This is a genomic window from Thermoanaerobacterium sp. CMT5567-10 (genome assembly GCF_030534315.2).
Lineage (GTDB): Bacteria > Bacillota > Thermoanaerobacteria > Thermoanaerobacterales > Thermoanaerobacteraceae > Thermoanaerobacterium.
On the sequence record NZ_CP130558.2, the window covers coordinates 2,936,082 to 2,950,244 of the forward strand.

Genomic DNA, 14,163 nt, shown 5'->3' on the forward strand with positions numbered 1-14,163 from the left:
TTTGATTTGAGCCTTGTGATAGAGAATATATCGAAAAGTTTTATGCTAAATTTAAAAACAAATATAGTGTTGGACAATGTGAATCTTTTAATAAATAAAGGAGAATTCATATGCATTACAGGTCCTTCTGGTTGCGGCAAGTCTACACTGCTTAATATAATTGCCGGCCTTGAAAGTGCGTCATGCGGCAGAGTTATTTTGAATGGCAGCGTAGTAAAGGATGCAGGTATTGACAGAGCAGTCGTGTTTCAAGAACCTGCTCTTTTTCCTTGGCTTACAGTTATAGATAATGTAGAATTTGGAATGAAAATGGCAGGTATAAAAAAAGAGGAAAGAAAAAGAAGAGCTGTGGAATATTTAAAAATGGTTCATCTTACAAAATTTAAAGATTCATATATTCATCAATTGTCTGGTGGAATGAGACAGCGGGTTGCACTTGCGAGAGCATTAGCCATTGATTCTCAGGTACTCTTGATGGACGAACCATTTTCAGCCCTTGACAGTCAAACTAGGGGTATTTTACAACTGGAATTGCAGCGGATCTGGATGGACACAAAAAAGACAATCATATTTGTCACGCACAATATAGAAGAGGCTGTAGTATTGGCTGATCACGTTGTTGTAATGTCGGCTAATCCAGGGAAAATAAAAAAGGAATTTAAGATAGAACTATCAAGACCCAGAACTTCGGAAGATTCAGATGTAAATTACTATGTGAGGAAAATAATGAATGAATTAAGGGAGGATGTAGAAAAAGTTGCAAAAGCTGAATATGACGGTGATTGGAGTGTTGAAAAAGATTTTTTTCTACATGATATTGATAGTAACATGGGAATTGGTCTATAAAATAAACGCTGATATTTTATATGCATGGGAGCCATATGTGATGCCTTCTCCAATTTCTGTTTTTGTTTCAATAATTAGCTTATTAAAGAGCAAAATATTGTTAAACGCAATTTTAGCCAGCATGAAAAGACTTATCATAGGATATTTAATTTCGGTTTTAATAGGTTCTATCATAGGGTTGCTGATGATTCGCTTTAAATATATAGAAGAAAATTTCAGTTCGTTGATATTGGGTTTGCAAACTTTACCTAATCTTGCATGGATACCATTCGCAATCCTTTGGTTTGGTCACAGTGAAAGTTCAATTATTTTTGTAATTGCTATTGGTTCTATATTTTCCATTAGCCTTGCTGTAGATTCAGGCATTAAAAATATAAATCCGATTTATTTAAAAGCAGCTAAGACAATGGGGGCTAAAGGATATAAATTATATTCAAATGTGATCATTCCTGCCGCACTTCCAAGTATAGTGTCAGGGCTTAAGGAAGGATGGGCATTTGCCTGGAGAGGTTTGATTTCTGGTGAGATGTTGGTATCTGCAACAGGTCTTGGACAGATTCTTTCAAAAGGAAAAGATGCATCTAATATAAGCCAGGTTGTTGCTGTAATGCTGATAATTTTAAGTTTAGGCTTAATCATAGATAAATTTGTATTTGGAAGAATAGAAAGATCAATAAGGTGTAGATGGGGTTTGATGTAAAATTTTTATATTATGAGGTGAGATATAATGAGCATAGATAAATTGAATCTTGAATTATTAAATAATGAATATAAAAATAAAAGCCCATTTGAGATTATAAAGTATGTTTATGATAAAATTGGTGCATCTCGTGTCGCATTAGCTTCAAGTCTTTCAATAGAAGATCAGGTTTTAACACATATACTATTGAAAATTGATAATAAAGCAAGGATATTTTTTATCGATACTGGAAGACACTTTCAATCAACTTATGATCTGATGGAACGAACAATGAGAAGATATCATTTTAATTACGAAGTGTATACTCCTGAAAATTATGACTTAGAACCACTGATTAGAGAATATGGTCCGAATCTTTTTTACAAAAACGTTGATCTTAGGAAAAAATGTTGTGAAATTAGAAAAGTAAAACCCCTAAAAAGAGTTCTTTCTACGGTTGATGGATGGATATGTGGCTTAAGGAGACAGCAATCTGTAACTCGTGAGAATGTAAATATATTTGAGTGGGATTATAATCATTCTATATATAAGATAAATCCCATTGCATTTTGGACAGAAAATATGGTTTGGGATTATATAAAAAAAGAAAATATCCCTTACAACAGCCTTTATGATAAAGGCTTCAGAAGCATTGGATGTCAGCCTTGTACAAGGGCTGTAAAGCCTGGAGAAGATGTTAGAAGCGGAAGATGGTGGTGGGAAGATCCAGATAAAAAAGAATGTGGACTTCACATTCAAAAGCATAATGCTGAGTAATCAGATTAACTAACTGTAGGAATAATTTTGCAAATCCGATTAAGCAGCTAATTTATTAATTATTGTGCTTTTAAACGATTGATATTTTTCTAGCATAGTTTATCAATATTTTTTCATCGTTTTAGCTGCTGCATAAGAAAATTTAATATATCTTTAGCTTTTGGTGGACAGCCATTAACGGAATGTGTAAAATTTCTGGTACACATTCCGATCCCTATTCCATCAATTTCTTTTTCTTTAAATCCTTGACCAATGTATATCCTTTTTTCGAGATATTTTAAAAGTCCTTGTTCATCAAGACGACCTAATGCATGAATTAAACTGCCATAACATGCTGAACAAGAATTATTTTCTACAACCCATTTTGATAAATGTTGAACTTTTCTACCTGGATTTGTAAAATGCGTTTGTGCAATATCATCACTATTTAATTCTATTATATTTGCTTTTTGCAGAACTGCACTTCCTACACCTATACTTTCTGCAATTTTTATGTATTCTATATCGTATGGATTATAACCCATTAATTCAGCAGCATAAGAATCGATTAAAACTGGATCTTTACCGGCTATAATGCGGTTCATCTCCACCGGATTACCACCTTCTTCGAAATCAAGGTCACCTATTAATCCATCGACAATGTGTAGAGAAGGTTTTAAAATTTTATTTAGATAAGCTATTGGCTTATGAAGACCAAGCGAATGAAATCTTCTTTTCTCTTTATCTGGAATGCAGCCTTTCATATTTTTTAATGCACATGTAATTCTAGTTTGGCAGTGACCTTTCAATACTGGCAAATTTATAAGATAATTTAAAGACATTGGCTTGTCACAAATACTTACCGAAAAATCATCTACATTATATATGTGAAAAGAATCTTCTTTATTATCAAAAAGAGAAACATTATACTTTTTTGATATTTTATCGTATCCACATACTTTAAAAGCTTTCTTAGTGCTTTCTCCAATCCATGAGCTTTCTAAAATAACAATATTGTTAAAACCAAAATCTTTAAGATATTCAATGATTCCGCATATCATATCAGTGGACGTGGTTGCACCAGATTCAGGAACTTTTGCTACTACTAGATTTGGTTTTAGCCCAATTAACATATCTTTATTAAGTTCATTTTCAATTTTGATTGTTTTTAAAAGATTTTTCACAGTTTCCTTACCATTGCTTCCGTAGATTACATATATATCATTTTTATTCATATACATCACCTTTATTAATTATATCATAAGATAAATTATTGTTTACGAATAATTAGAAAATTGTATAGTTAAATACTAATTGATACTTAATTGAAAAAGTAATTTCTAACCCCATTTCGTTGAACAGTAGAAATGTTTGCTTTTTTAAAATAATTGTTGAATTTTTTTGAATTTGTAGTATAATTGGTTTATACAAATTATTGAAAACTAATTATATTCAAGTGCTAGGGAGCCAAAAAGTGGCTGAGAGGGGATCTGTTCCCGACCTTTTGAACCTGTCAGGGTAATGCCTGCGTAGGGAAGCACGGAAGAAGAAATTTGTGCCTACCTATTTGGGTAGGCATTTTTAATTTAAAAATTAAAAAAAGTTGATTATAAAGGAGATGGTTTTTACGATGAAAAATATTAAAAATCCTATTTCAGATGAAAAAATAAGCAGATTGATTCTCAAAAGTTATTTTGAGGATCTTTACAATGCTGTTTCATCAGATGTAATTATTACAGGTGCTGGGCCATCAGGTCTTTATTGTGCTATTTTGCTTGCAAAAAATGGTTTTAAGGTAACTGTTCTTGATAAAAAACTTTCACCTGGTGGAGGAATATGGGGAGGTGCAATGAGTTTTAATAGAGTTGTTTTGCAAAAAGACGTAAAAGACATTTTGAAAGAGCTAAATATACCATATAATGAAGAAGAAAATGCCTTAATAGTATCTTCGATAAGTTTTGCCAGTAATCTAATTGCAAAGGCAACTTCCTTTAGTAATATTAAATTTTTCAATTTGATTTCAGTTGTAGACTTATATTATATTGACGAAAAAATTTCTGGAGTAGTTGTTAACAATTCTACGATAGAGCTTCAAAAACTTTTTGTAGATCCTATGGTGCTTGTTTCAAAAGCAGTTTTAGATGCTACAGGGCATGATGCAGTTCTTGTAAGCTTTTATAACAAAAGAAGAAAAGTTGATATGATAAAAGAGTTTTTTATGAATGCTGAGCGAGGAGAAGAAGAGGTAATTAACAATACAAAGATGATAGCACCAGGATTATTTGTAGCAGGAATGGCTGCGAATAACGTATATGGCGGACATAGAATGGGTCCTATTTTTGGAGGAATGCTTTTATCTGGTAAGAAAGCTGCAAACCTGATTGCTGATTATTTAAATACTTATAAGAAATAAGAGGTTTTGAAAATGAGGTTACTCTAAATGTGCTGATTTTGAAAAGGCTTTATAAGTTATCATTTCTTTAGATATTGATATGAATCTCCATATTATGCTATAGCATAATAATCTTTGAGGAATTTAGTTATAAGGATCCAATATGAGGAAAAAATGAAGGCATGTCATTATTTTCTCATAAAGCCAAATAACTAGAAGAAAAGTTGTTTTACATAATGTATCTGATAACTATTTACTAGGTCAAAAAATAAAACATTGCTTGGAAAAGCACTTACATACAGACAACAGCAATAAAAAAATCGATTTTCATAAATCGGCTACGATAGGCTTTAATATTGGTGCCGAAGGTGGGACTCGAACCCACACGGTATTGCTACCACTGGATTTTGAGTCCAGCGCGTCTGCCAGTTTCACCACTTCGGCACGTCACATTAGATATATTATCATATTAAAAATAAAATTTCAATACCTAATTTGGAAATCTTGATTATTATGTTAATACGGGATAATATATATGTATCTAATATATGTGTGGAGTGAAATATATGGATAATAAAATAGACGATAGTAGAGAAAAGGCAGTATTAGTAGGAGTAATTATAAATGATGATGATAATGAAAGCATGGATGAATTAAAAGAGCTGGCAGAGACAGCCGGTGCAGAAGTTGTAGGTGTAATGACACAATCAAGAACAAACATAGATAGGACAAGTTATATAGGTAAAGGCAAGCTTATGGAATTAAAAGAATTTGTAGACAACATGGATATCGATTTAGTCATTGCTAATGATGAGTTATCAGGAAGTCAGATTAAAAATATAGAAGAAGCCATTGATAGGAAAGTCATTGATAGGACAAGTCTTATTTTGGATATTTTTGCGAAAAGAGCAAAATCAGCAGAAGGTATGCTTCAAGTTGAACTTGCCCAGTTAAAGTACAGACTGCCTAGGCTTCAAGGTCTAGGAAATGATTTATCTAGATTAGGTGGCGGTATAGGCACAAGGGGACCTGGTGAGACAAAACTCGAAACGGATAGGCGGTACATTAGAGAACGAATAAAGGCAATTGAAGGGAAATTGGAAGATCTGAAAAGACATAGGGAACTACTGAGGGGTAGAAGAAGAAAAAATAAAATCCCTGTTGTAGCAATTGTTGGATATACAAATGCCGGGAAATCTACGTTAATGAATGCATTGACAGATTCTTCTGTATATGTTGAGGATAAGCTTTTTGCTACTCTTGATCCAACAGCAAGAAAACTTGAGTTACCATCAGGCAGGGACGTCATTTTGATAGACACTGTAGGATTTATAAGAAAGCTGCCACATGATTTAGTGGAAGCATTTAAATCAACGTTAGAGGAATCAAAATACGCTGATGTTTTGCTTCATGTGATAGACATAACGTCAAAAGATATAAAACATAAAATTGAAGTTGTAGAAAATGTTTTAAGAGATCTTGAAGCGATTGATAAGCCTATCATAAATGTATACAATAAGTCTGATTTGTTGGAGCAAATGCCTGTTAATAAAGATAATGAAATTTACATTTCAGCAAAAGAAATGATTGGCATTGATGAATTGTTAAAAGCTATTGATAATGTTGCGTATAAAGATTTATTCGTATTAGATTTCTATTTTCCATATAACAAAAACAGAGAATATTTGTTTTTAAAAAGAAATTCAAAAATTTTAAAAGAAGAATACGATGAAAAAGGTATAAAAATAAAAGCACAAGTAGGTGCAGCAGAAAAAAATATATTAAGAGATTTTATTATCTCTTAATAGCATTGTATTCAGCACTTTCTTGTGCTTTTACATTCTTTACAATTTGAACAATGTTTTTATAAGCTTTTATGACACCGTATGTTACCAACGGCCTTCCTATAATAGGGCTTTTCAATGCAATAGATGTAAATCCTCCTATTTTCATGATCCAATTAGTAGCTGATGAAGTATCAATAACAAGCAAACCATCATTAGTATTAAACAAATGATAATACAAATCTTTTAATGCTGGCTCTACTAATTTTTTGCCGTTTTTTACTCCTAAAGAATAGACATTGTTACCATATTCGTCTGTACCTATTAATACTATATGTCCTGTATCATTTTGACCGTTTAACCTGTCAAACATAGGAATGCCTTCAATTTCTGCTTTTGAAGGTGTTTTATCAGTAGGTAACATCCCAATATGAATATATGATGCTATAACTGATGTATGGGTTCCACCATAGCAATGGTATATAATATGCATTGCAATCGCTCCTTTCAAATATATTTTTTTAAAAAAGTCTATGCATTATGCTAAGATTTATAACCAATTTAGGAAATTTGAAATAATTTATACATAAATTTCTCAAATTTTGTAATAATAAAAATAAAATTAATAATTTTTTAAGAAGGAATTTAAAAGTTTGCAAAGAATATTATATAATATAGCAAATATTGTGATATAAAATCACAATAAAATATAAAAAGCTTAGGGGGCTTATATATGTTAATAAGGGAATGCTCTGGTGGAGTTGTATTCAGAGGAGATGAAGTATTCCTATTAAAAAATGAGAAAAATGAATGGGTATTGCCTAAAGGTGCAATAAGAAGTAATGAATTGTCCGTTGATGCTGCATTAAGAAGGGTACGAGCAGAAACTGGTTTAAAATCTTTAAATGTCTTATCTACTGCAGGAGAAACTAGCTATGAGTTCTATTCTGTTACACGCCAACGTCCTGTCTATAATAAAATCACATGGTATCTAATGTCCACTGATGATGTAGAATTTAATATTAGCTCTGAAGATGGCTTTTTGGGTGGCGGGTTTTATCCAATTGACAAAGCTTTAGAGCTTATTACTTACAGTCAAGATAGGGCCTTAGTAAACGTTTCTTATTACAAATACAAATCTTTAAATAAGGTAACAGCGTAATTCCAAAAAAATAAAAGCCATATGGCTTTTATTTTTTTGGAATTATTTGATATAATTATTGTGAGGTGGTAATTTGCTTTATAATTATAAAACGGTATATGAATATGGATGCCAAGAAATAGAAATAAAGCGTTCAAGATTTATAGGGCATGCAAAACCGGTGATGACTGAAGAAGAAGCAATTGATTTTATCAAGAGTATAAAGGAGAAACATAAAGATGCAACACATAATGTGTATGCGTATATATTAGGCGATAGAGATGAAATTCAAAGATATAGCGATGATGGAGAGCCTTCAGGTACAGCAGGTGTACCTGTTTTAAATGTTATAAAAAGTGAAGGATTAAAGAATACTGCTGTTGTTGTAACGAGATATTTTGGAGGCATATTGCTTGGAGCTAGTGGATTAATAAGAGCATATGTCAAAGGAGCCAAATTAGGGATAGAAGCTGCTAAAATTGTGGAGAAGATTCTTTTTAAAAGTATATATATTACTATTGATTATACAATTTTAGGAATGGTGCAAAATGACTTATTAAAAAATAATTTTATAATTAAAAATATTGATTATACTGATAAAGTTACATTGAATGTTTATGTACCGTTTCAAGAGAAAGAAGATTTTGAAAAGTATATTGTGAATTTGACAAATTCAAGGTCAGTTGTGAAAGAAGGTAAAGATATATATCTATATAAAAAAGATGATAAATATATAGAATAAACAATTTGTACCTTGTATATAAATTTAATAAAATCAATTTGAATTGCCAAAATTTTTTCGGAGGTGCTTCAAATGAGTTATTATAAAGTATTAATTTCATGTGGGCATTTAGGCAATTCAAAAGAAATAACTATTGCAAGGTACTTTAAAGCAAAAAATATAATTGAAGCATTTGAAAGCGGCAACAGAATGCCGCGGGCTAAAAGAAAACACTCTCATACATCGGTTTTGCTTGTGAAGCCAATTGATGAAGCGTCTTATATAGATGGTAAATTTCAAGAGAGAATAAACAACTATCTTACGAAAAATTATTAGATGAAATGGAAGGTGATATAATGGATTATGTTGAAGAGGCATTGAAAAGAAAGGTTTGGGCTGTTGTAGGAGCAACAGACAATAAAGAGAAATTTGGATACAAAATATACAAAAATTTAAAACTTAAAGGATATACCGTATATCCTGTTAATCCCAATTATGAAACTGTAGACGGTGATTTATGCTATGAATCATTATCAAAATTACCAGTCGTACCAGAAGTTGTTGACATGGTTGTATCACCTAAGATAGGTGATGCATTTGTGGAGGAAGCATCAAAGTTGGGTGTTGATATTATATGGTTTCAGCCAGGAGCAGAAAGTGATGAATTAATTAAAAAAGCCAATAATTCAGGACTTAATGTTGTTTACAATACATGTGTAATGATGGAGACAGATAGGCGAAAATAATCATGTTTCGCCTCTGCCGTCCCATTTGATATCATTTGTAACATAGTAATTCTCGCAAATTTCAGAATTTAATTTACTTTTTTTGAATTTCTTGTTTGTTTTTTTTATTTTGTGTTTTTTCATTTTTGCTTTCACCTATCTTTTGCTTAGATATTATTTCATAAATTCCCATGATAAATAGGAACATAGCAAACATTTTTTTTAGAAGGTATGAATTTATATAAATAGATATATACGAGCCGATGAAGCTTCCAATCAAACCGCTTATTATGATATAAAAAATTATGTTTGTCATTATGTTTTTTTGTTTCAAATGATATAAAATTGCAATAAAGGCGGTTGGAATAAATGATAGCAAGTTTATGCTTTGAGCAAGATGCTGTTCAATGTTAGCAAATATTGTTAAACCTGGAATCAATATTGTTCCACCACCTATACCCATGCCACCTATAATTCCTGCTAAAATTCCTATTATAAATAATTTCATTGTGACAATCCTTTCATTTGTTTTATTTAATAATCCATATTCTTATGGAAGCGATTATCATTATTATTCCAAATAATTTTCTTAAATATTTTATTGGGACTTTGTTCAGAAGAAATGCCCCCAATAATCCTCCTATAACACTGCCTAAAGTGACATTTAATGTTGTAGGGAAATTAAATATGCCGTTTTTTACGTATATTATAGAGCTTAATACCGTAAGTGGTAATATTATGGATATTGCGGTTGCATGTGCTTTATGATCTTCTATTCCCAGCAAGAAAACCATAAAAGGCACAATAATTGTACCACCACCAGCTCCAAACAACCCATTTAAGATTCCTGTAACAAAACCTATTATTAACAAATTTATTCGATTAGCCATTTTATCACCCAAAAAACTATTTATAATATATTCTTGTATCAATTGACATAAGATATGTACAGGTTTAAAATTTTTATGTGAGATGAAAATATTATAAAGTTGTATAACGTCATTATGAAAGTTAAAAATTTTACTTATGGGATGTTTTTTGATAAAATATTTTTGGCACAAAGTAAAGGAGGTTTTTTATGTCTGGACATTCAAAATGGGCTAATATAAAGCATAAAAAGGAAAAGATGGATGCACAAAAAGGTAAAATATTTACAAAACTTACTAAAGATATAATAATGGCTGCTAAGGAAGGCGGAGATCCGGAGACAAACAGTAAATTGAGAGATGCTATAGAAAAGGCAAAAGCTAATAATCTTCCAAATGATAATATACAAAGGGCAATCAAGAAGGGAACTGGCGAATTAAGTGGTGGAAATCTTGAAGAAGTTATATATGAGGGGTATGGCCCTGCTGGTTCTGCGATAATAGTTGAAGCTTTGACAGATAATAAAAATAGAACTGCCGGTGATGTAAGGCATATATTTGATAGAAGCGGAGGTAGCCTCGGTTCTTCTGGATGTGTTGCCTGGATGTTTGATAAAAAAGGTCTTATAACTATTGAAAAAAATGAAAACATTGATGAGGATGAATTAGCTATGCTTGTTATAGATGCAGGTGCCGATGATTTTTCTTCTGATGGCGATGAATACGAGATATTGACAGCGCCTTCTAATTTTCAGGCAGTAAAAGATGCCATAAAAAGTGCTGGGTATGAGATATCATCTGCTGAGATAACTATGATACCTCAGAACACAGTAAAGCTTTCCGACAGCGATTATGAAAAATTTGAAAAATTCATTGAAAAACTTGAAGAAAATGATGATGTACAAGAAATATATCATAATGTCGATGTGCCAGATGAAGATGAAAAGGAATAGAAGAAATTATTGCATTTCTTCTATTTCCTTTTTTTCACTTTCTGTAAGTATTTTTTCTAAATCTAAGTTTATAATTAAACGATCGTCATAGCTTACTACGGATTCAATATATTCTTTTCCAATTCCTGCAATAATATCTGGTGCTTCTTTTATAGAGTCGTTTTCAACGTGTAGCACTTCTGTTACAGAATCTACAATGAAGCCAACAGACTTTTCGTTGATTTTGATTATTATTATTCTAGTGTCATCATCGTAATTAGTCAATTTCAACTTTAACCTCTTTTTAAGGTCTATAATAGGTATTACAGTGCCTCTTAAGTTGATTATACCTTCTACAAAACTTGGTACATCTGGGACTTTTGTTATAGTCTGCATTCTAATTATTTCTAGAACATCCATTATATCGACGCAGAATTCTTCGTCGTTTAATTTAAATATAACTATTTGATTTAGCATAATAAACCATCTCCTCTCGAATGATATTATTCGATATAATTTTACAAAATCCTTCAAAAATTTTTATGTATAAAAAATTTTTTTATTGGTTATAATTACAAAAAGTGGAAGTGATTAAAGATACAAAAGGTAGGTTGTTATATTATGAAATTTCGTGGAAAGAGAGCTATATCTATTATACTGATTTTTATAGTAATAATCTTTTTGGCTGGATATATATACTATATTAAATTTTATAGTCGTCCTTCAAAAATACCGCAGTATACAAAGACAAATGTTAATAGTGCAATGACGAGGGAGACAATAGTGCCTGATGGAAAATTGCTTTTTGAGACTTTGTACAAAGGGAATGGTGATCTTATAAGGGAAGAGCAAAAAATAAGCGCTTCACTTTACGGAAAGAGCAAAGAAGATATTGCTAAGATTTATAGCGACTGGAGTATTAAAAAATTTAGCAATGATATGATAGTTTTGTATAAGGAAGAAAATGGTTTTCCGCCAGGTTATTACATAATTTCAAGTTCAGATGGATATGTGTCATTGTTTAAAAGCGATGGTAATGGAGGAAGCTCACTAGTTGAAAAAACTGATATACTTGTAAATAATTTAAATCCAAATGATAAAGAAAGGATTTTAAATAATATAGTAGTAAAAGACATAGACGAAGCATATTCAATACTTGCAAATTTAAGCAGTTAAACTCCCTAAATTTTAGAGAGTTTTTTTCTTGTCTATGTATAAGATAGATGTTAAAATATTATACGAGGAGGACTTTTAGATGAGGATTATTGGGATAGACCCTGGAATAGCTATTATGGGATATGGGATAATTGACGATGATTGTGGTAGATTTAAAGTTTTAGAGTATGGTGCAATTACAACGGTTGCAGGTATAAAAAAAAGTATAAGGCTTAAAGACATATACGATGGTACGATATCATTGATAGAGAAATATAGACCTGACGTTATGGCTATTGAAGAACTTTTTTTTAATAAAAATGCTAAGACTGTTATTACTATAGGCGAGTCTAGAGGAGTTGCCATCTTAGCTGCAATTAATTGTGGCATAGATGTTTTCGAATATACGCCTCTACAGGTGAAACAATCTGTTGTTGGGTATGGACGGGCAGAAAAAAAACAGGTTCAGAATATGGTTAAAGCTATATTAAGCTTAAATGAGATACCAAAACCTGATGATGTGGCTGATGCATTGGCGGTTGCCCTTTGTCATTGCAATAGTAATATTATGAATGGGAAATTGGGGTTATTAAAATGATAGATTATATAAAAGGCACCATTGCAGAAAGAGGTATTGATTATGTTGTTGTTGAGACACTGGGCATAGGATTTAAAATAATCGTACCAGCAAGTACATTGAGAGAGCTGCCCAATACAAACGATATAATAAAACTTTATACATATTTGCATGTAAAAGAGGATGGATTTCAACTTTATGGCTTTTTGACAATAAATGAGATGGAAATTTTTAAAAAATTGATTGCTGTAAATGGTGTAGGACCAAAGGCAGCAGTTTCAATTTTATCTACAATTTCGATTGATAATTTTTATAATGCCATTAAAAATGGTGACTCAAAGATTATAGAGAAATCTCCAGGTGTTGGCAAGAAAACAGCTCAAAGGATAATACTGGAGCTTAAAGACAAATTATTTATTAACAATGCAGAATCAGTTAAAATTGATGATGCATCAGAAGATGTATTAAATGCACTTTTATCTCTTGGTTATACCAGACAAGAATCGATATCAGCACTATATGGGATAGATTGTACTGATACTGAAAATGCCTTGAGAGAGGCATTGAAAAAGCTTATGAAATAAGGTGATTGTATGGAGGACAGAATTTTAACACAAAATTTTACGCCAGAAGATGCCTCCGAGTATTCTTTAAGGCCTAAAAGGTTGTCTGAGTACATAGGTCAAACAAAGATAAAAGAGGAATTAAAAATTTATATAGAAGCTGCGAAAATGCGAAATGAGCCTCTTGATCATGTGCTGCTTTTTGGACCACCGGGGCTCGGCAAGACAACTCTTGCAAATATTATTTCAAATGAAATGGGCGTTGGCATAAGGATAACTTCTGGACCGGCAATAGAACGAGCCGGAGATTTAGCGGCAATACTTACTAATTTGCAGGAGAATGACATTCTTTTTATAGACGAAATACATAGACTTAATAGAAGTGTGGAAGAGATATTATATCCTGCCATGGAGGATTTTGAATTAGATATAATTATAGGAAAGGGACCAAGCGCTAGATCTTTAAGGCTTAACTTGCCGCATTTTACGCTTATAGGCGCAACGACTAGAGCGGGATTAATGACATCTCCACTGAGGGATAGGTTTGGAGTTATTATGAGGCTAGAATTTTATTCTGTCAACGATTTAAGTGAAATAATAAAGAGGTCGTCTGCTATACTAAATATAGGTATAAATGATGAAGCTGCATATGAATTGGGACGGCGTTCTAGAGGGACGCCTAGGATAGCAAATAGACTTTTAAAAAGAGTGAGAGATTTTGCACAAGTAAAAGGTAATGGCTTTATAGATTTTGAAACTGCCAAAGATGCTCTTGATATGCTGGGCGTTGATGATATGGGGCTTGAGCACATCGATAGAAAAATGCTAAAGTCTATTATAGAAAAGTTTTCAGGCGGTCCTGTAGGTATAGATACTATTGCTGCATCAATAGGTGAAGAAAGTGAAACGATAGAAGATGTCTATGAACCGTATTTGATGCAGATTGGTTTTTTGAACAGAACTCCTAGAGGTAGGATTGCAACAAGATTAGCTTACGAATATTTAAACTACAGTATTCCTGAATGA

The 14,163-nt window shown here is 31.9% G+C and carries 19 protein-coding genes, 1 tRNA gene and 1 riboswitch; of the genes, 14 read left to right on the top strand and 6 right to left on the bottom strand.

From position 1 onward, the window contains the following. Window positions 1-6: 6 nt before the first annotated feature. The 3 genes from Q2T46_RS14995 to Q2T46_RS15005 are packed head-to-tail and all read left to right on the top strand — an operon-like array spanning window position 7 to window position 2,302. On the top strand, window positions 7-846 hold the full coding sequence (locus Q2T46_RS14995) for an ABC transporter ATP-binding protein (RefSeq protein ID WP_399387620.1): 840 nt from the start codon (window positions 7-9) through the stop codon (window positions 844-846). Further along, a complete protein-coding gene (locus Q2T46_RS15000; protein WP_399388656.1) occupies window positions 812-1,546 on the top strand; it encodes an ABC transporter permease in 735 nt (244 codons plus the stop codon). Before Q2T46_RS14995 ends, Q2T46_RS15000 begins: the two co-directional genes overlap by 35 nt. A gap of 27 nt (window positions 1,547-1,573) precedes the next feature. Continuing rightward, on the top strand, window positions 1,574-2,302 hold the full coding sequence (locus Q2T46_RS15005; protein WP_303264830.1) for a phosphoadenylyl-sulfate reductase: 729 nt from the start codon (window positions 1,574-1,576) through the stop codon (window positions 2,300-2,302). Between the two features lie 113 nt (window positions 2,303-2,415). On the opposite strand, the gene Q2T46_RS15010 is transcribed toward Q2T46_RS15005, so the two are convergent. Continuing rightward, a complete protein-coding gene (locus tag Q2T46_RS15010) occupies window positions 2,416-3,516 on the bottom strand; it encodes a DUF362 domain-containing protein (RefSeq protein ID WP_209454333.1) in 1,101 nt (366 codons plus the stop codon). A 216-nt stretch (window positions 3,517-3,732) separates the two neighbouring features. Continuing rightward, window positions 3,733-3,834: riboswitch (TPP riboswitch) on the top strand. 77 nt (window positions 3,835-3,911) lie between these two features. On the opposite strand from Q2T46_RS15010, the gene Q2T46_RS15015 reads away from it, so the two are divergent. After that, complete coding sequence (locus tag Q2T46_RS15015; RefSeq protein WP_209454334.1) at window positions 3,912-4,694, top strand: sulfide-dependent adenosine diphosphate thiazole synthase; 783 nt, start codon at window positions 3,912-3,914, stop codon at window positions 4,692-4,694. A 336-nt stretch (window positions 4,695-5,030) separates the two neighbouring features. On the opposite strand, the gene Q2T46_RS15020 is transcribed toward Q2T46_RS15015, so the two are convergent. Next, window positions 5,031-5,117: transfer RNA gene (locus Q2T46_RS15020), tRNA-Leu, on the bottom strand. Between the two features lie 122 nt (window positions 5,118-5,239). Between Q2T46_RS15020 and hflX the strand changes: the two genes are divergently transcribed. Continuing rightward, window positions 5,240-6,478, top strand: a complete 1,239-nt coding sequence (gene hflX, locus Q2T46_RS15025; RefSeq protein ID WP_303264829.1) for a GTPase HflX — start codon at window positions 5,240-5,242, stop codon at window positions 6,476-6,478. Here hflX and Q2T46_RS15030 read toward each other — a convergent pair. Further along, the gene (locus Q2T46_RS15030) at window positions 6,468-6,950 is read right to left on the bottom strand and encodes a DUF3189 family protein (protein ID WP_303264828.1); all 483 of its coding nucleotides are present in this window, start codon (window positions 6,948-6,950) and stop codon (window positions 6,468-6,470) included. The two genes, hflX and Q2T46_RS15030, sit on opposite strands and share 11 nt — an antisense overlap. 240 nt (window positions 6,951-7,190) lie before the next feature. Here Q2T46_RS15030 and Q2T46_RS15035 point away from each other — a divergent pair, with 240 nt between their 5' ends. The 4 genes from Q2T46_RS15035 to Q2T46_RS15050 all read left to right on the top strand — a co-directional run bounded on the left by Q2T46_RS15035 (window position 7,191) and on the right by Q2T46_RS15050 (window position 9,065). Beyond that, a complete protein-coding gene (locus Q2T46_RS15035) occupies window positions 7,191-7,619 on the top strand; it encodes an NUDIX hydrolase (protein WP_303264827.1) in 429 nt (142 codons plus the stop codon). A 73-nt stretch (window positions 7,620-7,692) separates the two neighbouring features. Then, entirely contained in the window at window positions 7,693-8,340 is a 648-nt protein-coding gene (locus tag Q2T46_RS15040) for a YigZ family protein (protein WP_303264826.1), read from the top strand. A 72-nt stretch (window positions 8,341-8,412) separates the two neighbouring features. Then, the gene (locus tag Q2T46_RS15045; RefSeq protein ID WP_209454338.1) at window positions 8,413-8,655 is read left to right on the top strand and encodes a hypothetical protein; all 243 of its coding nucleotides are present in this window, start codon (window positions 8,413-8,415) and stop codon (window positions 8,653-8,655) included. Window positions 8,656-8,675: 20 nt separating this feature from the next. Further along, window positions 8,676-9,065 carry a CoA-binding protein gene (locus Q2T46_RS15050; protein WP_245301270.1) on the top strand — a complete coding sequence of 130 codons (390 nt, stop codon included), beginning with the start codon at window positions 8,676-8,678 and terminating at the stop codon, window positions 9,063-9,065. A gap of 73 nt (window positions 9,066-9,138) precedes the next feature. Here Q2T46_RS15050 and Q2T46_RS15055 read toward each other — a convergent pair whose 3' ends face one another. After that, complete coding sequence (locus Q2T46_RS15055; protein ID WP_303264825.1) at window positions 9,139-9,552, bottom strand: sulfite exporter TauE/SafE family protein; 414 nt, start codon at window positions 9,550-9,552, stop codon at window positions 9,139-9,141. A gap of 22 nt (window positions 9,553-9,574) precedes the next feature. Continuing rightward, on the bottom strand, window positions 9,575-9,934 hold the full coding sequence (locus Q2T46_RS15060; protein WP_303264824.1) for a sulfite exporter TauE/SafE family protein: 360 nt from the start codon (window positions 9,932-9,934) through the stop codon (window positions 9,575-9,577). A 188-nt stretch (window positions 9,935-10,122) separates the two neighbouring features. Here Q2T46_RS15060 and Q2T46_RS15065 point away from each other — a divergent pair, with 188 nt between their 5' ends. Next, complete coding sequence (locus Q2T46_RS15065; RefSeq protein WP_209454342.1) at window positions 10,123-10,863, top strand: YebC/PmpR family DNA-binding transcriptional regulator; 741 nt, start codon at window positions 10,123-10,125, stop codon at window positions 10,861-10,863. A gap of 6 nt (window positions 10,864-10,869) precedes the next feature. Here the strand turns inward: Q2T46_RS15065 and Q2T46_RS15070 are convergent, their stop codons facing one another. Further along, window positions 10,870-11,319, bottom strand: a complete 450-nt coding sequence (locus Q2T46_RS15070; protein WP_209454343.1) for a chemotaxis protein CheW — start codon at window positions 11,317-11,319, stop codon at window positions 10,870-10,872. A gap of 144 nt (window positions 11,320-11,463) precedes the next feature. Between Q2T46_RS15070 and Q2T46_RS15075 the strand changes: the two genes are divergently transcribed. From Q2T46_RS15075 to ruvB, 4 genes are all read left to right on the top strand, one after another. After that, window positions 11,464-12,018, top strand: a complete 555-nt coding sequence (locus tag Q2T46_RS15075) for a hypothetical protein (RefSeq protein ID WP_245301271.1) — start codon at window positions 11,464-11,466, stop codon at window positions 12,016-12,018. Between the two features lie 79 nt (window positions 12,019-12,097). Then, window positions 12,098-12,595, top strand: coding sequence for a crossover junction endodeoxyribonuclease RuvC (gene ruvC, locus Q2T46_RS15080; RefSeq protein ID WP_303264823.1), 498 nt, complete (start codon window positions 12,098-12,100; stop codon window positions 12,593-12,595). Then, complete coding sequence (gene ruvA / locus Q2T46_RS15085; protein ID WP_209454345.1) at window positions 12,592-13,158, top strand: Holliday junction branch migration protein RuvA; 567 nt, start codon at window positions 12,592-12,594, stop codon at window positions 13,156-13,158. Before ruvC ends, ruvA begins: the two co-directional genes overlap by 4 nt. A 9-nt stretch (window positions 13,159-13,167) precedes the next feature. After that, window positions 13,168-14,163, top strand: coding sequence for a Holliday junction branch migration DNA helicase RuvB (gene ruvB / locus Q2T46_RS15090; RefSeq protein WP_209454346.1), 996 nt, complete (start codon window positions 13,168-13,170; stop codon window positions 14,161-14,163).

What these genes read in the sequence shown, in the direction of transcription:
- Q2T46_RS15015 (WP_209454334.1), top strand. Translation starts at nt 3,912, where the DNA reads ATGAAAAATATTAAAAATCCTATTTCAGATGAAAAAATAAGCAGATTG.
- ruvB (WP_209454346.1), top strand. Translation starts at nt 13,168, where the DNA reads ATGGAGGACAGAATTTTAACACAAAATTTTACGCCAGAAGATGCCTCC.
- Q2T46_RS15010 (WP_209454333.1), bottom strand. Translation starts at nt 3,516, where the DNA reads ATGAATAAAAATGATATATATGTAATCTACGGAAGCAATGGTAAGGAA.
- ruvA (WP_209454345.1), top strand. Translation starts at nt 12,592, where the DNA reads ATGATAGATTATATAAAAGGCACCATTGCAGAAAGAGGTATTGATTAT.
- Q2T46_RS15055 (WP_303264825.1), bottom strand. Translation starts at nt 9,552, where the DNA reads ATGAAATTATTTATAATAGGAATTTTAGCAGGAATTATAGGTGGCATG.
- Q2T46_RS15035 (WP_303264827.1), top strand. Translation starts at nt 7,191, where the DNA reads ATGTTAATAAGGGAATGCTCTGGTGGAGTTGTATTCAGAGGAGATGAA.
- Q2T46_RS15065 (WP_209454342.1), top strand. Translation starts at nt 10,123, where the DNA reads ATGTCTGGACATTCAAAATGGGCTAATATAAAGCATAAAAAGGAAAAG.
- Q2T46_RS15045 (WP_209454338.1), top strand. Translation starts at nt 8,413, where the DNA reads ATGAGTTATTATAAAGTATTAATTTCATGTGGGCATTTAGGCAATTCA.
- Q2T46_RS15060 (WP_303264824.1), bottom strand. Translation starts at nt 9,934, where the DNA reads ATGGCTAATCGAATAAATTTGTTAATAATAGGTTTTGTTACAGGAATC.
- Q2T46_RS15005 (WP_303264830.1), top strand. Translation starts at nt 1,574, where the DNA reads ATGAGCATAGATAAATTGAATCTTGAATTATTAAATAATGAATATAAA.
- Q2T46_RS15070 (WP_209454343.1), bottom strand. Translation starts at nt 11,319, where the DNA reads ATGCTAAATCAAATAGTTATATTTAAATTAAACGACGAAGAATTCTGC.
- Q2T46_RS15050 (WP_245301270.1), top strand. Translation starts at nt 8,676, where the DNA reads ATGGATTATGTTGAAGAGGCATTGAAAAGAAAGGTTTGGGCTGTTGTA.
- Q2T46_RS15030 (WP_303264828.1), bottom strand. Translation starts at nt 6,950, where the DNA reads ATGCATATTATATACCATTGCTATGGTGGAACCCATACATCAGTTATA.
- hflX (WP_303264829.1), top strand. Translation starts at nt 5,240, where the DNA reads ATGGATAATAAAATAGACGATAGTAGAGAAAAGGCAGTATTAGTAGGA.
- ruvC (WP_303264823.1), top strand. Translation starts at nt 12,098, where the DNA reads ATGAGGATTATTGGGATAGACCCTGGAATAGCTATTATGGGATATGGG.
- Q2T46_RS15000 (WP_399388656.1), top strand. Translation starts at nt 812, where the DNA reads ATGATATTGATAGTAACATGGGAATTGGTCTATAAAATAAACGCTGAT.
- Q2T46_RS15075 (WP_245301271.1), top strand. Translation starts at nt 11,464, where the DNA reads ATGAAATTTCGTGGAAAGAGAGCTATATCTATTATACTGATTTTTATA.